The sequence below is a fragment of the Bacillus cereus genome (genome assembly GCF_015071065.1).
In the GTDB taxonomy this organism is placed as follows: Bacteria; Bacillota; Bacilli; order Bacillales; family Bacillaceae_G; genus Bacillus_A; species Bacillus_A cereus_BA.
In genome coordinates, this window is the sequence record NZ_VOVA01000001.1 from 188,910 (window position 1) to 213,074 (window position 24,165).

Consider the following 24,165-nt stretch of genomic DNA (forward strand, 5'->3'; position numbering starts at 1 on the left):
TTATTCTATGATTGTTTCTAAAGGTAAATCTGTATAGGAATTATCCTCACCTATATTCAAGATTACTTCACATTGACGTAATCTCAATTCAAAGAGCGTTATAGGATCATGATAAACTTCAGGGTTTGATTTCATTTTATGCAGCTTATCTTGTTTCTCTTTTATTTCTAAATGAGTGCTTTCTACAGCTTGTTCCAACGCGCCAAATGGATTTCTAAAGAACATATTAATATCCCGTTCTTGTGTGTTTTCAAACAGCTCAAATTGTAAGAAAAACTTTTTCATAATAGAAGCCGTTACATCGGTATAATCTTCATTTTCTAAATACTGTTTGTATTTGTTATATAGCATAGCTTTATTTTTAGGAAGAACTCCAAATAATTTACCGGCACTTTTCAGTAAAAATTGTGCTGGTGTAAATCGGCGTAAAATATTTACTTCTTCCATTTGTATTCTAGTTGTCATTCTATCAGTATCTCTGCGCCAGTCATCAATTACTTTAAAGTCACATTCTAACTGTATTCGATTTTCTCCAAATAAAGAATTAAGTCCTTCACTGGTTTCTTCTAAGTACAATTGACTTTGAAGGAGCTCGTTATTAGAAGTCGCAATCCAATTTTGCATAGAGCGAGCAAGATTAGGTAATACAGTTTGTTCTAGATATTGTTGCACTCTTTCATTCATCGCTGTGTTTAGTTCAATATCAATGTGACCAAAATCGCTTTCTTCACTAATTAAATCGGAACAACTCTGCAATAGTTTCGGAATATGTTCTGTAAGATCATTAGTAATTTCATTTTTCATTGTACGATATGATTCTGTAATTAAATGAATTTTGTCCTTCTCAAAAGCAGTAAGGTTATTAATACAACCATTTAGTTTAACTAACATATCTTCATTCCAATTAATAGAATCCACTAGATTGTTTTCCCTCTCGACGCGTTTATCCAAAAGATATGTAATTGTTTTTCGAATGAAAAACAATAGCTTTTCATTACGTGCTGCATCGATATTTTTATGGTTAAAGTTAAAATGAATAAACTCAGTTAAATCGTTTAGTTGTTTACTATTTGTATATAACGAAGAATAAGGGAAAATTCTTGCATTAGGGAAATATGTGCTTATTCTCACTTGCGTATCTTGTATAACTCTTTTTGCTTCTGCTTCATTGTAAATGTTATCGATTTTATTTAATAAGAAATGAACTTGTAGATTTGGTGTATGTTCTTGAATACTTAATAGAATGTCACGTTCTTTGTCAGTAAAAGGTGAATCCGCATTCAATACGAATAATAATTCATCTGTAGAATTCAAATATTCAAACACTTCATCTTTCGCGTCATTGTTCCTATTAAAGCTAGGTGTAACAACGAATGTAAGTTTGTTTTTACTTAAAAATCTGCATGGTAATTTAAATTCAACACATGCTCTATCTCTATATGTTTGACGGTGTAGAGACATCATGTTATGGAAATCAGAGAAATTCTCAGTTCTTGTAATTTCCGAATCTGTTATAGCGTTAATTTCTGTATAAGCGTCATTTTTAAAAACAACTACATTTGAGATTGAGTTTTCTAATATATTTTCTCCTAAAATAGAGTTAATAAATGAAGCTTTTCCGTTTCCTGAAGTTCCAGTTACTAATAGGCGATTTGTTCTTAAATCTGCAAGCTCGCCAACTAACCAGCTAAATCGGTGACCCATTTCTAAATCATGTTCTTGTGCCCACCCTGTAATAGATTCAAAAAGATGTAAACTATACTCTAAGCCATTCACATGATTAATAGAATATGACAGTAGGTTTTCCGCATGTTTTATATCCGCTGAATCTATTTTGGAAGGAAAAATCTCATCCCATGCCAATACTGCTGCAGATGGAAATACAGCATGAGAGGGATTGACTACCTTTAACCAATTTGTTAACAGATTTGGAATAATATCGTGTAATTGTCTAAGCATATATTGACCTTGAATTAATTCAAAGTATGTTTCTTCGTAAAGAGAAGAAATTTCGTCCCATATATCGGACGAATGTATTTCGATATGTATGAAAAATTCATTTATTGTGTTGAGCCATAATAAGTAATTTTGTTCATCTTTATAGCTGTGCCAAAGTGATGAAACAATTTGCGTAAATTGTACTTGATCTACATTATTTAATGTAACTAATACTTTATAAAAATAGTCTGGTGAAATATTTTTAGTAAATCCTTTATCGATATATTCTTTTAGAACCTCAAACCACCGATAAGATTCTGTTCGAATTAACTCGTTCACAGCAAGCTCTACTGCACTATCAAAATCTTGCTGTTCTTCATAAAAGGAACGTGCAATTGTTGTGACGTTTGGATAATCGGGATTTAAAGAAACCGCTTCTTTTATAACAGCGAAAGCTGAATCAAAATTATTTTGCTCGATGTAAAGAGACAGTAATTGCAGTACAATTTCGGTCATCAGTATTTTGTTATCAGTTGTAATGGAAGTATACACGTTTTCAGCAACTGATAATCGATTAAGTTCGAAGTAAGCATCCGCAATATTTTTTTGTGCCCATGGTGCTAGTTCATTACTAACTTTCTCCCATTTAAAAATAGCTGCTTCAAAATCTTGATGGTGATAATAAAATTCACCCTGTGCAAAACGAATATAAGATCCATCGGAAATCTCATCTCTTTCTTCGTTTAAGTAAGCTTCTCCAAGCACTTGAAGAGGTGGTTGTGTTTCATTCTCCATTAGGAATGTTTCATAATACATCTTTTTTATTAATTGTTTTTCTAATCTCATCTTTTCCCCCACTATATCTTGAAAATACATTTTTCTCCATATGTCAATACTTTTTTGTATGTATGCTTTTTATCTTAACAAAGAATTTCTTTCGGAAAATTTCATTTTCCTTTCATTTTTCAAGTAAGATTGAATTTTTATGAGAAAAGTTTCAGTTCTTTTTCAATTCCCTTTCAGTTGTGAAACAACATTAAATGTTCCTAATAACCTAATAATAATATAATATTCCACATTATATTATCAGGAAAATCCCATATAGATCACATTATAAAAACAATCTATAACGAATATATATGCATTGTTTACTTCGCTGACAAACAAAAAAACCTCACATAGTAGTTGTTAAATGAACCTGTATGCCATTTCAGATACATCACAATAACTTAAAAAACAACAATATTGGTCAACGGCTCTTCATACAATATCTTTCTCGAATTGTTTTCCTGTAAAATATTCCAGTAGTTATGTAATTAAATTCCATTAACCTATATAAATAACTAGTCCAAAAAAATATATATGCATATCATGTTATAGTAAAGAATTTAGGAAATCCTAAAAAGGAGGCACTTTCATGTTTGAAGACAAATCTAAAATAAATTACCCATATGAATTTACCGAAACTACAACAATCCCTATCAAAAACCCAGTTTATAAACAATACAAAAACGGCACAGGTACACATAATTTCCCAATAACAAAACATTACAAAGAAAAAGTTCTATATACTGAAAAAATAAATACTAACAAGAATAAATAATTGTATAGATCCTTATAACAATTAGCAAAATAAGAATCTATATTTGGCCATGCATAGTTACGTTTTTAGCAATGTATAAATCTTTATTATACAATTCACGTACCTTTTAAAAAGTGCTGACCTACAGCACTTTTTTATACATAGATAAATTAAAGCTGCCTGAGCCTAGAAATAAACTACTTACAACCTTAAGTATGGTATGCTCAAATTTGAATAAACTGTAAAATTACTCCGTCATATTTTCGTTTAACAATTAACTCTACATATTAAAAGGGAGCAACTATGTACTGTTGCTCCCTTTTGAAATCTAATTTTATTAACCTTACATAACCCTCTTAAACATCTTCTCTAACTCATAAGTAGAATGATGCACAAGAATCGGTCTACCGTGCGGGCATGTATATGGGTTTGTCGTCGTACGAAGTTCTTCGAGTAAAGCGAATATTTGATCGTTCGTTAAATATTGATTTGCTTTAATCGATGCTTTACAGCTCATCATGATGGCTGCTTCTTCACGTAACTTTTTAATATCAACTTTTTTTAGTTTGACGACTTGCTCCATCATTTCGTCGATAATTTCTGTTTCTTGTCCTTTCGGGAACCACGTTGGATGCGAGCGGACGATAAAGGATTGATGGCCGAATTGCTCTAAAAATAGACCGACTTTTTTTAGTTCTTCTAGCTGCTCTTCGACACGTAAAAATTCGGTAAGAGATAAGTCAATACGGTATGGTACAAGCAGTTCTTGTACTTCTTGCGTAACTCGTCCCACTTTATCACGGAAGTATTCATAATTGATACGTTCCTGCGCTGCATGCTGATCAATCATATATAGCCCGTTATCATTTTGAGCAAAAATATATGTTCCATGCATTTGTCCAATTGGATAAAGCGGTGGTAAGTCATTACCGTTCATTTTGATCTCTTCTATCTCCCCGACTTCTTCTTCCAATTCCTCTAATTCAAAATCGTCATCATTGCTAGTCCATTCCCTTTCCTCTCGAACCGTTTCTTCTATTACCAGCTTAGAGGATGGCTGCCAATTTTGTTCTTCTCTTACTAGCGACTGTGGTGGTTGCCATTCTTGCTTCGGCGGTTGCCACAGTTGTGCTGGCTGTTTCACAGTCGTTGTTTCTTCTTGTTTCTCATCCATTCCTGTTGGTAAAACGATGTTAGGCATAGATGATTCTCTCGGTTTTGTATGCTCAAACTTGAACTGTTCTTGCACACTTTCATCTTTTTCTTTTTTCTTCGTTGTTACACCAGCATCTGGAATGAGTTGTATTTTTTTGAATGCAGCTTGCAATGTTTCTTCGATAAGCTTTAGCAATTCTTGTTCTTTACTAAAGCGTACTTCTAATTTTGCTGGATGTACGTTAACGTCAACAAGCATTGGATCCATTTCAATTGATAAGAAGCCGATTGGGTATCGTCCGATTGGCAATAACGTATGATATCCTTGCTGAATGGCTTTCATTAATACGAAATTTCGAACGTAACGGCCATTTACAATCGTTGACATATAGTTACGCGACGCTCTCGTTACTTCTGGTAATGTTACATATCCTTTAATTGTAAAGTCTAGAGATTCAGCTTCAATCGGAATAAGCTTCTTCGCAACTTGAATGCTGTAAATCGATGCAAGTACTTGTCTTACATCACCGTTTCCTGATGTATGAAGCAATTTCTTTTCATTATGAAACAGTTTTAACGATACTTCTGGATGCGACATTGCAATACGATACACGATATCTGTAATGTTACCAAGCTCTGTATGAATAGTTTTCATATATTTAAGGCGTGCTGGTGTATTAAAGAATAAGTTTTGTACTGTAATATCTGTTCCTTTTCGGCTCGCCGTTTTCTCTTGTTTTATAATGTTTCCACCTTTAATAATAAGGTGTGTACCAGGCGCATCACCTGTGCTTGTGATTAATTCTAATTCACTTACAGAAGCAATACTCGGCAGGGCCTCTCCGCGGAAACCGAGCGTTCTTATACGAAACAAATCATTTTCATCTTTAATTTTGCTCGTTGCGTGGCGTTCAAATGCAACGATACAATCTTCTTCTGCAATGCCATCTCCATTATCAATGATGCGAATTTTCGATAATCCAGCTTCTTCTAAGTGGATTTCAATAGATGTACTATTCGCATCGATAGAATTTTCTACAAGTTCTTTTACGACCGAGGCAGGGCGCTCTACTACTTCCCCTGCCGCAATTAAGTTAGAGAGTTGATCATCGAGTTTGCGAATTTTCCCCATCTACTTACTCATCCTTTCTTTAACTTTTTCTGCAAGCGATACAGTTCGTTCATCGCTTCTAAAGGCGTCATATCGAGTAAATCAATCTTTTTAATTTGTGCAAGTACTGCCGTTTCTTTTGCATCTAGAACTAGCTTTTCTTGTTTTTTCGAAGACTGCTCTGCACTAAAGAAAGATAATTGTGATTCTTCTTCAGTCTCTTCTTTCTTTTCTTGTATTTCTGCCGGTTCTTCTTTTACAACAACTGGTTCTGGAGCGACTTCTGGTACTTTCACTTCTACTCGTTTCGGAATAATAATTTCTTCCTGTCCTTCTAGTTGTGCTAACACTTCTTTCGCGCGAGCGATTAAGCTCTCTGGAAGCTCGGCAAGTTGAGCAACGTGAATTCCGTAACTTTTATCAGCCGCTCCATCTTGAATTTTATGAAGGAAAACTACTTTTCCATTCTCTTCAATTGCTGAAACATGTACATTCTTTAGTTGGTCTAAACTTTCTTCTAACACTGTTAATTCATGATAATGTGTAGAGAATAATGTTTTCGCACCAATTTGGTCATGAATATGTTCAATGATTGCTTGCGCAAGTGCCATACCATCATACGTAGATGTACCGCGTCCAATTTCATCGAATAAAATTAAACTTCTCTCTGATGCATTTGCAATTGCATTTTTCGCTTCTAACATTTCAACCATAAATGTACTTTGACCTGAGATTAAATCATCCGCTGCACCAATTCTCGTAAAGATTTGATCGAAGACAGGTAATACTGCTTCTGTCGCTGGTACAAAACAACCAATTTGTGACATAACAGTAACAAGTGCTAATTGTCTCATATACGTACTTTTACCAGACATGTTCGGTCCTGTAATTAAAAAGACATCCATCTTCTCCGGCATAATACAATCATTCGGTACATACAATTTTCCGTTCAATACTTTTTCAACGACAGGATGACGACCATCTTTAATAAAGATTTCGCGCTTATTTGTTAAAACAGGTTTTACAAACTGCTCTTCTTCACTAACTGTCGCAAAGCTTTGCAGTACGTCTAGTTCACTAATTACTTTCGCTAAATGCTGTAATTTCGGAATGAATACTTTTACTTCTTCGCGAAGTGCTGTAAATAAATCGTATTCTAATTGTACAATTTTCTCTTCTGCTTCTAAGATTAATGTTTCTTTTTCTTTTAGCTCATCTGTTATGAAACGCTCTGCATTTGCAAGTGTTTGTTTACGCTCATAGCGCCCTTCTGGAAGTGCTGCAAGATTAGCCTTCGTCACTTCAATATAGTAGCCGAAAATACGGTTGTACCCAATTTTTAATGATTTAACCCCTGTAATATCACGCTCTCGTTTTTCAAGCTCAGCAATCCACGTTTTTCCGTTTTTACTAACGTAACGATATTGATCAAGCTTATCATTATAGCCATCTTTAATAATATCTCCATCTTTAATAGAAAGCGGTGGGTTTTCTTGAATACTTCTTCCTAGTAATTCAGTTAAGCTCTCACATGGATCTGCACCTTGAATTAACCTTGCTGCATAAGCATTATCTAAAAGACTAATCGCTTCTAAAATAGCTGGTACTTGCAGTAAAGAACGTCTTAATTGTAATAAGTCCCGTGCATTTACATTACCAAATGCAACTTTCCCTGCTAAACGCTCTAAATCATATACTTCTTTTAACTTTTCTTTTAAATCTTCACGTAAGAAGTAATCATTTACAAACGTTTCAACCATTTCTAAACGCTCTTCAACTTTTTCTTTCTGGATAAGTGGACGTTCCATCCACTGTTTTAACATACGCCCACCCATAGCCGTTTTTGTTTTGTCTAATAGCCATAATAATGAGCCTGTCTTTTCCTTCGTGCGAAGAGTCTCTGTTAACTCTAAATTGCGTTTTGAATGCACATCAATTTTCATAAATTGATTCGTGTAATAAATTTCTACTGGTTGCAAGTGATCTAACGAACGTTTTTGTGTTCTTATCACATAGTTAAATAAGCGTCCAATTGCTTTAATTAATTTTGCTTGGGAAACATTTTTCACAAGATGTTCTAATCCTTCTGGAATAGTTGTTGCATCTTCATACGAAATCGTCATTTTTAATGTTTCAGTTAATTTATTTAATTCATCTTTTGAAAAAGTAGAATCTACAACAATTTCTTTTGAACCAGTCGCATACACTTCTAATAAAATATCTTCTACTGAACCAGTTAATAACGTCACTGTATTTTGTCCAGTCGTTAAGTCATTACAAGCTAGCGCATAAGATCCATCTTCGAAATGTGTTAATGCTGCTAAGAAGTTATTCTCTTTCTCATCTATTGTACGCCCTTCCATCATCGTTCCTGGCGTAATTAGTTGTACTACTTCACGACGTACTACACCTTTAGCTGTTTTTGGATCTTCCACTTGCTCACAAACAGCTACTTTATATCCTTTTTCAACAAGTTGTTCAATATAATTTTTAGCTGCATGATGCGGTACACCGCACATCGGTATGCGTTCACTACTACCACCATCTCGGCTCGTTAATGTAATTTCAAGTTCATGAGCTGCTTTAACCGCATCTTCAAAGAACATTTCATAAAAATCACCTAATCGGAAAAATAAAAAGGCATCTTGATAGTCTGCCTTAACCTTTAAGTATTGCTGTATCATAGGCGTATATTGCGTCATGTCTTTCCTCCATAATTCTTACATAATAATCTATATTCATATATGTCACACTTCACGGACACTCATATCTCCTATTCCAGGAGTCTTTCCTCATTATAGCACATTTCATAAGGAATCATGTTCATGCAGCACCACTTATGTACTGTAAAAAGCTAGGAAGAACTTCTCCCTAGCTTTCTCTTACTCTTCTTCTGCATCAACGATAAAGTTCGGATCTAATTCTTCAAACTCATCATCATCGACTTGGAAATCCTCATCTGATTCTACGCAACCTTCAGGATTTACACTTACACAAATTTTCGTTTCCCCAACTACTTCTGTTACAAATTCACGTTCTACTGTCACAACAATTTTATTACCATTTGGCGACACAAGAGCTTCTAAACAATTTGGTGGCTGAATTACACGAGCGATAATTTCTAAATCGTCACCAGAGAAGTTTTTATCACGATACCCAATACTTACTTCATCAGTGTAGTTAACACGTTCTGTTACAACTTCAGTCTTTGTGTTTCCATCAAATGAATACCAAGTGTTTACATCATAGAAACCTTCAATTTCCACATGTTTCCCATTCTTTCTCGCTTCGTACGAATGGTTAATTACCCAGCACCCTAAAATACTTGTTGGCTCATTATTCGATTCACATGTATGCGTTGACTTTGTATACTTACGTCCTTTTCCAACCACTGCTTTTGTAATAATCTCTCTAAATTCGGACATTCGTAACCCTCCTCAATCACTATTCACTTAATCATATGCGTGACAATAGCGGAATGTGTCATTCTTTTTTTTGAGAAGAATTTGCGATATAACCCAATAAAAAAAAGAGATGTCAATAAGACATCTCTTTAACAACCACAATTTCCTTTTTTACTTTCTACCGCTGCACCAGTTTCACCCTTCAATACATCGCCGCCAGTTGAAACTAATATTTCATCTGTTACATTGTTAGAAATGGTACTAGCAACTAGCTGTAGTAAGTCATTTACATATGTTTGTGAAGATTTAAACTCCTGTACAACTGGGATATTATCTAACTTATCTTGAAGTGCATCAATTTCAGCTTCTACTTTTTTCAAGGCTTCCCATTTCCCATAATGTTGCAAGTTTACTGCTTGTTTTTGCAAAGCTTTTATTTCATCAATTGCTCGCTTTACATTTTCATTTTTATGAATTTGTGCTTCTGCTCGCTTAAAGAAATCGACTTCTTCTGTTTCAGAGATCATTCTCGCTAATTCTTTCGCTTGCTCAACAATTTCATCTTTCGTATATACTTTCATCTATTTCACCTCAATCGGTTCCTTAACCAATTCCCCGTTAAGAGACCAAGTTTTTGCTTCCGTTACTTTTACTTTCACAAGCTGACCAATTAAAGATTTTGAAGCAACAAAGTTTACAAGTTTATTCGTACGTGTGTATCCCGCAAGTACTTCAGGGTTATTCTTACTTTCTCCATCAACTAATACTTCTACAATTTGTCCTATATAACGTCTATTCTTATTAACTGAATATTCATTTACCAGTTTGTTTAAGCGCTGTAATCGCTCTTTCTTCACTTCCATCGGAACATTATCCTGCATTTTTGCAGCTGGTGTACCTTCACGCGGAGAATAAATAAATGTAAATGCCGTATCAAATCCTACTTCACGATATAACGACATCGTCTCTTCAAACTGCTCATCCGTTTCATTTGGGAAACCAACGATAATATCAGTCGTTAGTACTGCATTCGGAATGGTTTCTTTAATTTTTCGTACAAGCTCTAAATAGTGTTCTCGCGAATATTTACGTGCCATAATTTTAAGCATATCTGTACTACCAGATTGAACCGGTAAGTGGATATGTTCTACTAGGTTACCACCTTTTCCAAGAACATCAATTAAATGATCGTCAAAATCACGTGGATGGCTTGTTGTAAAACGAATACGTGCGATATCGATTTTACGAAGTTCATCCATTAAATCGCCAAGACCATATTGTATATCTTCAAAGTCTTTACCGTATGCGTTTACGTTTTGTCCAAGTAACGTAATTTCTTTATAACCGTTCGCAGCTAAATGGCGAATTTCTTTAATAATATCTTCTGGACGTCTGCTGCGCTCTTTTCCGCGTGTATACGGTACAATACAATATGTACAGAACTTATCACAGCCATACATAATATTTACCCAAGCTTTAATATCACCACGACGTACTTTCGGAAGGTTTTCAATTACATCCCCTTCTTTTGACCAAACTTCAACCACCGTCTCTTTTGAGAACATTGCGTCCTTTAAGATATACGGTAATCTATGAATATTATGTGTACCAAACACCATATCTACATGCTGATTTTTTTGCATAATTTTATTTACAACAGATTCCTCTTGAGACATACAACCACATACACCAATTAAAAGATCCGGATTTCTTCGCTTTAATGATTTTAAATGACCAAGTTCACCGAACACTTTATTTTCAGCATTTTCACGAATTGCACAAGTATTTAATAAAATCACATCTGCCTCTTCAGTTGAAAAGGTTGGCTCATATCCAAGTGTTGTAAAAATCCCTGCCATTACTTCTGTATCATGCTCATTCATTTGACAGCCATATGTACGAATGTAAAACTTTCTTCCTGCGCCAAAATTACGGAACTCTTCAGGTAAGCCAAAATCTCGTTCAATTTTAACTTCTTCTTTTCCACGCTTTTTCGCCAATTTCAAGGAAGGTGGTTGGTATACACTTTCAAAGTACTTGCTATAATCCTTCTCTTCTTTTTTCGTAGAGGAATTTGCTTGTCGACTTGCTAATCGTTGTTGCTCGTTCATCGGTAATCTCCTTTCACCCTTAACTATACACACTCTGCAGTCCATTTTAATGCGCTTAGACCCACCTCAATGATGTTAGATAGCTTGAGAGATAACTTGCCCTTTGAAACTTGAGTAATCGATCTAATCATCCGTAAGAATGAAGTCTTCCCCACACAAATAGACATTCCCTTTTATTATTTCATCTTGTCCTATTGAAAAGCATATTGCTTTATCCCTATACACATTATCATAGTATAGAACGTTTAGCCAACTTTAACGAAGAAGAAGCCTTATCCTATATTACATTTCACAGTTAATGAACATGCTATTTTTATACAACGATTTATATATTATTTTATCATTCTGAATTTTCTAAGTAAACAAATCTATTAATTATTTTTATTCACTCAAAAAGAAGGTTGCCAAGTGGCAACCTTCTTTCCGATCATTACATAAATTCAGCAACAAGCTCATCAAACATTTTCTGATCCATATTCAAATCAGCCTGCACTAAAGGCTTTTCACTATAGTCTTTTACAAGCTCTTGGTAAGAAGGCTGCTTTGTATTTTGATAAATTAAACCTGTTACTAACCCGTTCTTTTCCATTAATGTTTGCATAGCCATCATGCGGTTAGATGGATCATATCCTTCTACCGTACTTAGTTTCGTTAAATTCTCTTTAAACCAATCATAAGTATTTACTTTATTGTAAGTAACACATGGACTAAATACATTAATTAATGAAAAGCCTTTATGGTTAATACCAGCTTCAATAATTTGCGTTAATTCTTTTAAATCACTTGAAAAGCTTTGCGCCACAAATGTCGCACCAGCTGTTAAAGCCATTTCCATAACATTTAGTGATGGTTCAATTGAACCTTGTGGTGTACTTTTCGTTTTAAATCCAGCTTCACTACGTGGTGAAGTTTGACCTTTTGTTAATCCGTAAATTTGGTTATCCATTACGATGTACGTAATATCAATGTTACGACGAATAGAATGGATTGTATGTCCCATACCAATCGCAAAACCATCACCGTCACCACCGGATGCAATAACTGTTAAATCACGATTTGCCATTTTCACACCTTGTGCAATCGGAAGAGCACGTCCGTGAATACTATGCAAACCATATGAATTAATATACCCTGAAATACGACCGGAACAGCCGATACCAGAAATAACAGCTAGCTCATCTGGATTTAAACCAACGTTAGCTGCCGCACGCTGAATCGCAGCCTGCACCGAGAAGTCTCCGCAACCTGGGCACCAGTTTGGTTTTACACTGTTACGAAAGTCCTTAAATGTTGCCATTTAATACAACCCCTTTTTTACATTCGTTGTAAATCTCTTTCGGCAAGAATGGATTTCCATCGTATTTTAAAAGACTAGAAATTTTCTCACCATTGCCAAGATTCATTTTCATAATGTTAGCAAGCTGACCAGTTGCATTGTTTTCTACTACTACAACACGCTTCGCTTTTTTCACAAGTGGATCGATTTCAGCTGTTGGGAACGGATGAATTAAACGTACATGGGCATGGTTTACTTTCATTCCTTCTTGTTCCAAACGCTGCATTGCCTCTTCGATCGCACCACGAGTTGAGTTAAAGCCAACTAACAATACGTCTGCGTCATCATGCTTAGCATTTTTGTAAATAGGGGTATTAAACTGCAAGTTCGCCATTTTACGGAAACGTTTGTCCATTTGATCTTTACGATTTAACGCTGATTCAGATGGTTTACCCGTTTCATCATGTTCTACACCTGTAACATGGTGAATACCATTTTTCATACCAGGTAAAACACGTGGTGAAATTCCATCTTCTGTTACTTCATAACGCTTGAAGTATGCTTTATTTTCACGTTCTGGTAATTCTACTTCTAAATCAAGCTTACCGCGACGAATTTCAACTTTATCTAACTTAAGTGGTTCTACTGTTTGCTTTCCTAAAGAAAGCTGTAGATCTGTTAAGAAGATAACAGGCACTTGATATTCTTCTGCTAGGTTAAACGCTTCTACAATATCATAGAAAGCTTCTTCAACTGTACTTGGCGCCATTACGATTTTTGGAATTTCACCATGCGTTCCGTAAATCATAGCCATTAAGTCAGACTGCTCTTGTTTTGTTGGTAAGCCCGTACTTGGACCACCACGTTGTGTATCAATGATAACTAGCGGTGTTTCAGTAATACCTGCTAAACCAATTGCTTCCATCATTAAAGAAAGACCAGGACCAGCAGATGCTGTTAATGTACGAACACCAGCGTAGTTTGCACCGATCGCCATTGTACAAGCTGCGATTTCATCCTCAGTTTGGATTACTGTTCCGCCGACTTTCGGTAACTTTTTAATTAAATATTCCATAATTTCAGATGCAGGTGTGATTGGATATGCAGACATAAAGCGAGCACCACCAGCTACCGCACCAAATGCGATTGCGTCGTTTCCAATCATAAACATGCGTTTCTTACCGTCAGCTTTTTCAAGCTGCATCATGTTTACTTTCTCACCAAGCAATTCTTTCATGTATTGAGAGCCGCGTTTAATTGCTTCCATATTCTTTTGAACGACTTGCTCTCCTTTACGACCAAAGATTTCTTCAACAACCTCTAAATAAGCTGTTTCGTCTAATCCTAATACCGCACTAGATGCCCCAACAGCAACCATGTTTTTCATTAAAGATGTGCCTAATTCTGAAGCGATATCTGTAAACGGTATCACATGTAGATTTACATCTGTATTATCAGGTATTGTCGGATTAAATTTCGCATCCGCAACTACAATTCCACCCGGACGTAGTTCGTGGAAGTTAAAATCAATTGTTTCTTGATCAAAAGCAATTAAAATATCTAAATCATCTGAGATCGCACGTACTTCTGTTGTACTTACACGAATTTTATTATTTGTATGGCCGCCTTTAATACGTGATGAGAAGTGGCGGTAACCGTATAGGTAATATCCTAATCGGTTTAATGCAATACAGAAGATCTCTCCTGTACTTTCAATTCCTTCACCTTGTTGGCCTCCAACTTTCCATGAAAGTTGACTAATCATCTCCTACACCCCTTTTGGCTGCGTTCATTGTAGTGTATTTTTTCACAATAATAGTTTAGCATTTTTTATGCAAATAAACTACAATGGACGCAAATTATGCCTCTTCTGTTTTCCCTGAATCTTTAGTATAATGCTATTTCGTTTACCATTCTAGTATTAGGTCTTAAAAAACCCAATAAATTACTACGGATAAATTTAAATTTTTCCGGATTTTTAAAAACAAATAATTAGAAAGTAATACGATCAATAAAATTTTTATACAAAAAATGCTCTACCATTGATTCACTATACTTTTTACAAAGTTGGTTAATTATATTTTCATAATCCTTATACGTTTCTACACCTACAACCGTTTCTAAAATCCCATCAAAATCAGAACCAAATCCTATATTTTTTTCTCCACCTAATGAACAAATATATTCCACATGCCTTAATATATCTGTTACATTCGCTCGTCTTTCATTCGTTAAAAATTGCGGTACAAAAGTAACCCCAATCATGCTATTTCGATTTATGAGAGCCCTTATTTGTTCGTCATTCAAATTGCGTGGATGCTGGCATAGGTGATGGCAGTTCGAGTGAGATGCAATCGGATTTTGTGCAATTTCAATAACATCCCAAAAGCTTCTTTCATTTAAATGCGACACATCGGTCCATACACGTAACGTATTAAGTTCTTGTACAACTTGTCTACCAAATGTAGTTAAACCTGCTCCACGTGCCTCTAGCGCTCCATCAGCTAACAGATTGGCATAGTTCCATGTTAATCCAAAGGAACGTACACCTAAGCGATAAAACAAACGTAATTTCATCGCTTCTTTTCCAATTGCTTCGCATCCTTCTAATGTTAATAATGCTCCAATCTCGTCCTGTTTTAGCATGTTAATATCGTTTTTTGTCTGAATAAACTTCATTCCTGGTAGCGATAGAATTTCATTATGAAAAATATCTATCATTTGCAGTGCAACTTCAAAACGCTTTTCATACGCTACTGTTTCTGGTACATATATAGCAAAGCATTGTATACTTCCTTTTCTTTTCTTTAATTGTTCAAATGTAATATGTAATTGTAAATCGTTTTGAAAGTCTTTTTTTCCCTTTGCACTCCATAACTGAAAGAGTACATCGCAATGAGCATCAAAAATTTTCATCTTCATTCCTCCATTATAAAAACAACCTGTTTGCATACATGCAAACAGGTTGTTTCAACTTAACGAGGTTCTACAATTAATTTTATCGCTGTACGCTCTTCACCATCAATCATAATATCTGTAAACGCTGGGATACAAATCAAGTCCAAACCGCTAGGCGCTACAAATCCTCTTGCAATTGCTACTGCCTTTACCGCTTGGTTCAATGCACCTGCACCAATAGCTTGAATTTCTGCTGTTCCGCGTTCGCGAATAACACCTGCAAGTGCACCAGCTACAGAATTAGGGACCGACGTTGCTTTAACTTTTAATATTTCCATTCCGCGTTTCCTCCTCGTTTCTATAAAAAGTAATAGCAATTATTTCACTTTAACTTATATTCACGAGGAATGGCACGTATTCCTGCTAAATTTCTGTAATTTTTCTAAAAAATTAAAATATAATAAATTATCTAACTCTTTGTTAAAAATCAGTCAAAAAACGGCTGGTCATCATTAATTAAAATACGCTCAATTTTCTTCGCTTTCCCTGTATTAGGATCCACATCAATTAACACTGCACTTAATTGCGTTCTACCATTCGTCACTTCAAAACGTACTGGTAAGTTCGTTAAAAACTTCTTCAATACCGCTTCGCGATCCATACCTAAAATCCCATCATATGGGCCTGTCATACCAACATCTGTAATATAAGCTGTCCCGCTTGGTAAAATACGATTATCGGCTGTAGGAACATGTGTATGAGTACCTACTACTGCTGTAGCACGACCGTCTACGTACCAACCTAACGCCTGCTTTTCACTTGTTGTTTCAGCATGAAAATCAATAAAGATAATATTCGTGCGTTTTTTTGCAATGTTGATTAATTCATCCGCTTTACGGAATGGACAATCAATTGGAGGAAGGAACGTACGTCCTTGTAAGTTAATAACCGCAACTTCTGTTCCATTACAGTTCACAAAGATAAGGCCTTTCCCTGGCGCTCCTTCTGGGAAGTTAGCTGGTCTTGCAAGATATTTTGCATCATCAATAAATTCAAACACTTCACGATTATCCCAAGCGTGGTTTCCAAGCGTAACCGCTTGTGCCCCGCACTCTAAAAAGTTTCGATATATTTTTTCTGTAATACCACGGCCACCCGCAGCATTTTCTCCATTAATAATTGTTACTGTGGGTGTATATTTTTTCTTTAATGCCGGTACGTACTGTTGAATCATGTCTCTACCAGGAGATCCTACTACATCCCCAACAAATAATATTCTCATATGTCTTACCCTTTCTATGTACTACATTTTTTATTACCATACTATAACTTGAAGCTATTTCCTTACAACAGTTACAATTTATCTATTATAAGTTTCTTTCACTTGCATACTGCTCGTAAATAATTTTCTTTATTTTACCCAATTCCAACACAAAAAAATAAAGTGGTGTTTCACCACTTTATTTCGCGTATTCCACTGCACGTGTTTCACGAATAACAGTTACTTTAATATGTCCTGGATAATCCAGTTCATTTTCAATACGTTTTCGAATATCACGAGCTAAACGATGAGCTTCTAAATCATCAATTGTATCTGGTTTTACCAGAATACGAACTTCACGTCCTGCTTGAATTGCGAAAGATTTTTCTACGCCTTCATAAGACTCTGAAATTTCTTCTAACTTTTCAAGACGACGAATGTAGTTCTCAAGCGTTTCACTACGAGCTCCCGGTCTTGCAGCTGATAATGCATCTGCTGCAGCAACTAGAACTGCAATGATAGAAGTTGGTTCTGTGTCACCATGGTGAGATGCGATACTGTTTATTACAACAGGATGCTCTTTATATTTCGTTGCGAGTTCAACACCAATTTCAACGTGACTACCTTCTACTTCATGATCGATTGCTTTTCCGATATCATGTAATAGACCAGCACGTCTTGCTAGTTTTTCATCCTCACCAAGCTCCGCTGCCATAAGTCCAGTTAAGTATGCAACTTCCATAGAGTGTTTTAAGACGTTTTGTCCATAACTTGTACGGTATTTTAAACGACCTAAAATTTTAATTAAATCTGGATGTAAGCCATGAACACCCACTTCAAACGTTGTTTGCTCTCCGACTTCACGAATATACTCGTCCACTTCACGTCTTGATTTTTCGACCATCTCTTCAATACGCGCTGGGTGAATACGTCCGTCCTGTACTAGTTTATCAAGAGCGATACGAGCTGTTTCACGACGAATCGGGTCAAATCCAGATAGAATTACCGCTTCTGGTGTATCATCGATAATAAGGTCAATACCTGTTAACGTTTCTAACGTACGGATATTACGGCCTTCACGTCCGATAATACGTCCCTTCATTTCGTCATTTGGAAGATTTACAACCGAAACGGTTGTTTCAGCAACATGATCAGCTGCACATCTTTGCATTGCAAGAGATAAAATCTCTTTTGCCTTCTTATCCGCTTCTTCTTTCGCGCGAACTTCACTTTCTTTTACCATAACGGCAATTTCATGAGAAACTTCACTTTCCACTTTACCAAGAATAATTGCTTTCGCTTGTTCGCGGGTCAGATTGGAAATGCGCTCTAATTCCGTTTGTTGCTTTTGAACTAACTCTCCCACTTTGCTTTCCAACTCTTCAATCTGTTGTTGTTTCGCTACAAGAGATTCCTCTTTCTTTTCTAACTGTTGCTCGCGCTTATCGAGCGTTTCGTCTTTACGATCAAGGTTCTCTTCTTTTTGCATTAAACGATTTTCTTGTTTTTGTAATTCGCTTCTACGGTCACGAATTTCTAATTCAGCTTCTGTACGAAGTGTATGAATTTCATCCTTTGCTTCTAAAAGCGCTTCTTTCTTAAGTGCTTCAGCATCACGATTCGCTTCGTCTAGAATACGTTTTGCTTCATTAGCTGCACCATTAATCTTCGCTTCGGCAATAGACTTTCGAACAAAAAAGCCAACAACTGCACCGACTGTTGCAAGCAAAATGGAGATGAGTATCCAAACTGTACTACTCATGATTTCACCTCCCCTTGCTATGAATGAAAAAAGACTGTCGGCATGTACATTGTATTACAACGTACAGCAAAGACCGTCGTCCCGCTTTTTTAAGGGACTTTCTTCATTTCACGATTAAAATGTCATATTATTATTTCGGCAAGATTTAAGTCTTACTCCGAATATTACTTCTCTTCTTGAGAAGAGTGTATCGTATATAAGAAAAAATATACATTCTCATTGTATCTATCGCAATTTTCATTGTCAAGCGTTGTCTACTTTTACTTTCTTTACCTTCAGCCCTGAATCTTATATGGATTCAAAAAACAGACGGCATATTATCCTGGAAAACCTTAGAAAATCCCAATTCATTCACTTAAAATATATGAATATTCCCCTTTACACATAGCCTTTTGGATAGAATAAATATTTTATCTCCAGCTATATATAACGCTTTCATAATGGATTAAAAAATAAAAGACACGGGACCGTGTCTTTTATTTTTTAATCTTGATGAGTTGAATCTTCCGTGTCTTCAACACCAGAGTTTTCACCAATTCCGTGATGTTCACGAACAAAGAAGGCAATTTCCTCTCTTAAATCCGTATTCTCTTTTAAGAATTGCTTCGAATTTTCACGACCTTGTCCTAAGCGTTCTTCATTATAAGAGTACCAAGCACCGCTCTTTTGAACGATATCAAGTTCAGAAGCCATATCTAAGATTTCACCTTCTCTTGAAATACCTTCTCCGTACATAATATCAACTTCAGCAACACGGAATGGCGGTGCTACTTTATTTTTAACTACTTTTATTTTCGTTTTATTACCAACGATGTCGTTACCTTGCTTTAACTGCTCAGCACGACGTACTTCAAGACGGACAGTTGAATAGAATTTCAACGCACGACCACCTGGAGTTGTTTCTGGGTTCCCGAACATAACCCCAACTTTTTCACGAATTTGGTTGATAAAGATTGCGATTGTTTTTGATTTGTTGATTGCACCTGAAAGTTTACGAAGTGCTTGTGACATTAAACGTGCTTGTAAACCAACGTGAGAGTCACCCATGTCCCCTTCGATCTCAGCTTTCGGTACAAGAGCTGCTACAGAGTCAATTACGATAATATCAACCGCGCCACTTCGTACAAGTGCTTCTGCGATTTCTAGTCCTTGCTCCCCTGTATCAGGCTGTGATAATAGTAATTCATCGATGTTAACACCTAATTTTTGTGCATATACAGGATCCATTGCATGCTCCGCATCAATGAACGCCGCTTGTCCACCTTGACGCTGTACTTCCGCGATTGCGTGTAATGAAACTGTTGTTTTACCTGAACTTTCAGGGCCATAAATTTCAATAACACGGCCACGTGGGTATCCGCCTACCCCTAGTGCCACATCAAGTGCTAAAGAACCACTTGAAATTGTAGAAATTCTACGCTCCGCTTGTTCTCCTAATTTCATAATTGAACCTTTACCGAATTGCTTCTCTATTTGTTTTAACGCCATATCTAATGCCGCTTGACGATCGCTCATTCAAAATTCCTCCTTAACTAAATTGCTAATCTTATTATACCTATTTTCAATTCAATTTGCCAACAAAAATCGAACATTTATTCGTTTTTTTATTTTATATCGAATAAAACTAGGTTTTCCAACAAAAAAAACTAGAAGAAATTTATATCTCTTCTAGCTTTTTAAATAAATGATAAAATCCATATTTTGTAGAGCGTTCTCTAATTTGTTGACGACTTCCACTTAAATTAAGCGAGAAGACTACAGCTGGTTCATCTTTAATCGCCAATCCAACAAATACTGTTCCTGGTTCTTTATGCTCTGAAGCATCCGGTCCTGCCACCCCAGTGAAACTAATCCCGATATCTGCTTTTAACAGTTTCTTTACATTTTCAGCAAGATAACGAGCACACCGTTTACTAACCGCGCCGTCAGTACGTAACACTTCTTCAGGTACATGTAAAATTTGTTGCTTCACATCATTTTGATAACAAATGACACCGCCTTTAAATACAGACGAAACACCAGCATTTTCTGTTACTTGATTTCCAAAAAGACCACCTGTTAAACTTTCTGCACATGCTAAAGTTAACCCTTTTTCCTTCAATAGCCTTATTGCCTTGTAATGAAGGAAATCTTGATCATATCCGTAGAAAAATTCTCCTACTCTTTCTAAAATCAAATCTTCCACATGCTGAATCAGTTTCTCCGCCTCATCAGCATCATGATGTTTGGCAGTTAAACGTAATGTCACTTCTCCATCATTTGCAAGTGGTGCAATGGTTGGGTTCGTTTGTCCATCAATTAAATCTTGAACTTTCACCTCTAATTGAGATTCCCCAATACCAAAAAAACGAAGAACACGAGAATAAATATTTTCCCCCGTTGTAAACTTACATAAAAAAGGCTCTACGTAACTTACATACATCGGCTTCATTTCTTTTGGTGGTCCTGGTAATAAAATATAAACTTTTCCGTTCTTATTTAACCCCATACCAGGCGCCATACCGTGATCATTCGCAAATACAGTCGATCCATTTAAAACGAGCGCCTGCTTTTTATTATTCTCCGTAAATTCACGGCCTGTACGCTTAAAATAATCGCTTATCGATGTTAATGCCTTTTCATCATACACAAGCTCTTCATCTAAACTAGACGCTATTGTTTCTTTCGTTAAATCATCTTTTGTCGGTCCTAATCCACCTGTAAAAATGAGCATATCAGCTCGTTCTTCAGCCAATTCAATTGCCTTCTGTAATCGCTTGTTATTATCCCCAACAACAGTATGGTAGTACACGTTAATTCCGATTGAAGCTAACTTTTCAGATAAAAACTGGGCATTTGTATTTGCAATTTGTCCAAGTAATAATTCCGTTCCAACCGCAATAATTTCAGCATTCATCCCACTTCCCCCATAAACCTCTATTTTGAGTTTACAAAACCATCTTTATTTTTCCAGAAATAATCCCATCCTGAAATAACGGTAAAGAATAATGCAATCCATATGAAAATATCTGCAACTGGAATATGAAGTAAATTTAACGGTACATCATGTAATAAGTATGCTGCAATCGCAATAATTTGTGTCCATGTCTTAATTTTCCCTAACTGATTTGCTGCAACTACTTCCCCTGTCCCAGCAAGTACAAGGCGTAAACCTGTTACTGCAAACTCACGGCTTATAATTACAATAACGATCCAAGCAGGTACATATTGCATCTCTACCAACGTGATAAGTGCTGCAGAAACAAGTAATTTATCTGCTAACGGGTCAAGGAATTTCCCTAAATTCGTTACAAGATTATATTTTCTTGCATAATGTCCATCAATCCAATCTGTAGCTGAAGCAATTATAAAGATCAGTGCTCCTACTAAATGTTGAATTGGTAAATTGACATCACCAATTGTATATGAGCCCCAGTTAAAGGGCGCTAGCATAATTACCATAAAAATTGGAATTAAGCAGATTCTAGATATTGTAATTTTATTTGGTAAATTCACAGCTATTCCTCCATCATGTCAAAAACATTTGTTCATTGAAAAAAGTCATCGAAGCGATGACTGTTATTGCGCAGCTTGCCCTATCCCTTGGTTTTTTATCACCAATCTTTGGTGATATTCTTTTTCTGGATCTAATGGGAAAGTAACCACTTGGCCATTCAGTTTAATTTCAACATTCGGTGCACTTCCAATATTAAGCCGCACTTCTTTTACTGTTGATAAATCACGTTTTTCTGTTTGACCACTTTGTACTGTAGTGTTTAGAATTTCGTTACCCGCATCATCTTTAACATCTACATAGCTTGCACCCTTCGCTGAAATTTCCAGTTCTAATGTTTTATTATTATGAATTTCCAAAGTAGATACCTTACCACTCGTTCCAACTACCTTCACTTCTTGTTGTCCAGTTGGTTGCACCGGTTGTTCCTCTTTCTTTGGCTCTTCTTTCTTTGGTTCTTCTTTTTTAGGTTCTTCCGCTTTCACTTCATCTTTCTTCGTGTCTAGCGGAGAATCTTTTGCTTTTTGAACTTCAATTTTCTCACTTTGAGCATTCGGAACTTGCCTATCATCTTTTCCAGTTAACGCTTGAATAACAAACCAGACTACCACTCCAAATGCGATTACTAACAGCGCAATCAAAATTTTTGGCATATGATCTGCAATTGGCCATGATGAAGATTTTTGCATTGTTTCTTGTGTTTTTTGTCCAGTTGATACTTGTGGAACTTCACGATTTTCAGATTGTGGTATCGTACTCTGATATTCTGCAAGCAGTTCCTCTCCATTTAATCCAACAGCATCTGCATATTGTTTAATGAATGCACGCGCATAAAAAGCTCCTGGCAACACATCATAATTGCCTTCTTCAATCGCTACTAAATGGCGTTTTTGAATTTTTGTAATCTCATGTAGCTGATCAATAGACAAGCCTTTCGCTTCTCTTGCTTCTGTCAGCTTTTGTCCTAATTCCGTCACTACTAACACCTCAATATTTCTTTAAAAGTCGAACATAGAGAAATTATTTCGCGTACCTTGCTCAATTTCATCTACTAAATTATATTGAATTTCTTCATCATAATCGTTACGCAATTCGATAATATAATCAAAATCATCCAATGTGTATTCTGACTGACTCACAAACACATCCGGATGTTCCACAACTTTCGTTGCAGGCAATCTCATGATTTCACGAACGAGCTGCCAGTGTCTTTCATTGGCACGCTTTGTCGACACAATTCCATCTAGTATGAAAATATTATCGTCGCTATACTCATCTTCAATCAATTGGCTACGAACAGTTTGCTTAATGAGAGTAGATGATACGAATAACCATCTCTTATTTGCACAAACACTTGCGGCAACAATAGATTCTGTTTTTCCGACACGAGGCATTCCTCGTATCCCAATTAGTTTATGACCTTCTTTTTTCATTATCTCCGCCATAAAGTCTACAAGTAATCCTAATTCATCACGCACAAATCGAAATGTTTTCTTGTCGTCTGCATCTCGTTGTATGTACCTACCATGTCTAACTGCTAGCTTATCTCTAAGCTTTGGCGGACGATATTTCGTTACCGTTATATTATCCATCGTATTTAAAATTGATTCAAGTCTAGAGATTTGTTCTTGATTATCACACATAAGCAAAAGTCCACGTCGTGCATTATCTACACCATTAATTGTGACAATATTGATGCCAAGCATACCGATTAACGAAGAAACGTCACCAAGTAAGCCAGGTCGGTTTTTATGTATTTCATATTCAAAATACCATTCAATCATCCAAGATCACTCCCCCACGCTTACTTTACACCTACGTACTATATTATATGATTTCACCTTAATAGGGAAGCTAAATGTATAATCTATGCCTCCTAATTATTATACAAAAAAAAGAGAGAGGAGCTTCTCCTCTCTACTTTTACTTATGTTGTACAAACTTCACCATTAAATTTGCGATTATATGTTGCTCTTGTTCATCAGCAACTTTCCAAAGCTCAGCTAATAATTTTTCTTGATCATTGCGAGCTTCCACTTCATTAGCTAGATAATCTCCAACACGAAATGCCATATCTGATACTGCACCGCCATCAAGCCCTTTTCCCTCTGCTTGTTCTAATCGTTCTCCTAAAAAGCTCTTCCACTGATCAAAGTTTTCTAACACTGACATGT

General features: G+C 36.0%; 19 protein-coding genes. 1 reads left to right on the forward strand and 18 read right to left on the reverse strand.

Annotation, left to right across the window (positions count from 1 at the left end; all coding sequences use genetic code 11):
• Positions 1-2,784: a dynamin family protein gene (locus FT637_RS00965; RefSeq protein ID WP_193644809.1), complete on the reverse strand. Its 2,784-nt coding sequence runs from the start codon at positions 2,782-2,784 to the stop codon at positions 1-3.
• A 571-nt stretch (positions 2,785-3,355) separates the two neighbouring features.
• Here FT637_RS00965 and FT637_RS00970 point away from each other — a divergent pair.
• Positions 3,356-3,541: a hypothetical protein gene (locus tag FT637_RS00970; protein ID WP_193644810.1), complete on the forward strand. Its 186-nt coding sequence runs from the start codon at positions 3,356-3,358 to the stop codon at positions 3,539-3,541.
• Positions 3,542-3,863: 322 nt separating this feature from the next.
• Here the strand turns inward: FT637_RS00970 and mutL are convergent, their stop codons facing one another.
• From mutL to FT637_RS01055, 17 genes are all read right to left on the reverse strand, one after another.
• On the reverse strand, positions 3,864-5,807 hold the full coding sequence (mutL, locus tag FT637_RS00975) for a DNA mismatch repair endonuclease MutL (RefSeq protein ID WP_193644811.1): 1,944 nt from the start codon (positions 5,805-5,807) through the stop codon (positions 3,864-3,866).
• 8 nt (positions 5,808-5,815) lie between these two features.
• Complete coding sequence (gene mutS / locus FT637_RS00980) at positions 5,816-8,488, reverse strand: DNA mismatch repair protein MutS (RefSeq protein WP_193644812.1); 2,673 nt, start codon at positions 8,486-8,488, stop codon at positions 5,816-5,818.
• A 180-nt stretch (positions 8,489-8,668) separates the two neighbouring features.
• On the reverse strand, positions 8,669-9,211 hold the full coding sequence (gene cotE / locus FT637_RS00985; RefSeq protein ID WP_001288802.1) for an outer spore coat protein CotE: 543 nt from the start codon (positions 9,209-9,211) through the stop codon (positions 8,669-8,671).
• A gap of 128 nt (positions 9,212-9,339) precedes the next feature.
• The gene (locus FT637_RS00990) at positions 9,340-9,771 is read right to left on the reverse strand and encodes a RicAFT regulatory complex protein RicA family protein (protein WP_193644813.1); all 432 of its coding nucleotides are present in this window, start codon (positions 9,769-9,771) and stop codon (positions 9,340-9,342) included.
• Positions 9,772-11,301 carry a tRNA (N6-isopentenyl adenosine(37)-C2)-methylthiotransferase MiaB gene (miaB, locus tag FT637_RS00995; RefSeq protein WP_193644814.1) on the reverse strand — a complete coding sequence of 510 codons (1,530 nt, stop codon included), beginning with the start codon at positions 11,299-11,301 and terminating at the stop codon, positions 9,772-9,774. It abuts the gene before it with no gap.
• A 430-nt stretch (positions 11,302-11,731) separates the two neighbouring features.
• Positions 11,732-12,598: a 2-oxoacid:ferredoxin oxidoreductase subunit beta gene (locus FT637_RS01000; RefSeq protein WP_002088040.1), complete on the reverse strand. Its 867-nt coding sequence runs from the start codon at positions 12,596-12,598 to the stop codon at positions 11,732-11,734.
• The gene (locus FT637_RS01005; RefSeq protein WP_193644815.1) at positions 12,585-14,342 is read right to left on the reverse strand and encodes a 2-oxoacid:acceptor oxidoreductase subunit alpha; all 1,758 of its coding nucleotides are present in this window, start codon (positions 14,340-14,342) and stop codon (positions 12,585-12,587) included. The genes FT637_RS01000 and FT637_RS01005 overlap by 14 nt, the downstream gene beginning before the upstream one ends.
• Before the next feature lie 227 nt (positions 14,343-14,569).
• Positions 14,570-15,493, reverse strand: coding sequence for a dipeptidase (locus FT637_RS01010; protein WP_193644816.1), 924 nt, complete (start codon positions 15,491-15,493; stop codon positions 14,570-14,572).
• A 59-nt stretch (positions 15,494-15,552) separates the two neighbouring features.
• Positions 15,553-15,813, reverse strand: coding sequence for a stage V sporulation protein SpoVS (spoVS, locus tag FT637_RS01015; protein ID WP_000404341.1), 261 nt, complete (start codon positions 15,811-15,813; stop codon positions 15,553-15,555).
• Between the two features lie 149 nt (positions 15,814-15,962).
• Positions 15,963-16,757, reverse strand: a complete 795-nt coding sequence (locus tag FT637_RS01020; RefSeq protein WP_193644817.1) for a TIGR00282 family metallophosphoesterase — start codon at positions 16,755-16,757, stop codon at positions 15,963-15,965.
• 178 nt (positions 16,758-16,935) lie between these two features.
• Positions 16,936-18,498 carry a ribonuclease Y gene (gene rny / locus FT637_RS01025; protein WP_002111330.1) on the reverse strand — a complete coding sequence of 521 codons (1,563 nt, stop codon included), beginning with the start codon at positions 18,496-18,498 and terminating at the stop codon, positions 16,936-16,938.
• Between the two features lie 483 nt (positions 18,499-18,981).
• Positions 18,982-20,013: a recombinase RecA gene (recA, locus tag FT637_RS01030; protein WP_193644818.1), complete on the reverse strand. Its 1,032-nt coding sequence runs from the start codon at positions 20,011-20,013 to the stop codon at positions 18,982-18,984.
• Positions 20,014-20,155: 142 nt separating this feature from the next.
• Positions 20,156-21,394, reverse strand: coding sequence for a competence/damage-inducible protein A (locus FT637_RS01035; RefSeq protein ID WP_193644819.1), 1,239 nt, complete (start codon positions 21,392-21,394; stop codon positions 20,156-20,158).
• A gap of 20 nt (positions 21,395-21,414) precedes the next feature.
• A complete protein-coding gene (gene pgsA / locus FT637_RS01040) occupies positions 21,415-21,993 on the reverse strand; it encodes a CDP-diacylglycerol--glycerol-3-phosphate 3-phosphatidyltransferase (protein ID WP_193644820.1) in 579 nt (192 codons plus the stop codon).
• Between the two features lie 63 nt (positions 21,994-22,056).
• Entirely contained in the window at positions 22,057-22,968 is a 912-nt protein-coding gene (locus FT637_RS01045) for a helix-turn-helix domain-containing protein (RefSeq protein ID WP_193645507.1), read from the reverse strand.
• A 21-nt stretch (positions 22,969-22,989) separates the two neighbouring features.
• Complete coding sequence (locus tag FT637_RS01050; RefSeq protein ID WP_002146128.1) at positions 22,990-23,775, reverse strand: DUF3388 domain-containing protein; 786 nt, start codon at positions 23,773-23,775, stop codon at positions 22,990-22,992.
• 139 nt (positions 23,776-23,914) lie between these two features.
• A complete protein-coding gene (locus FT637_RS01055; protein WP_193644821.1) occupies positions 23,915-24,163 on the reverse strand; it encodes a DUF3243 domain-containing protein in 249 nt (82 codons plus the stop codon).
• Between the last annotated feature and the right edge of the window lie 2 nt (positions 24,164-24,165).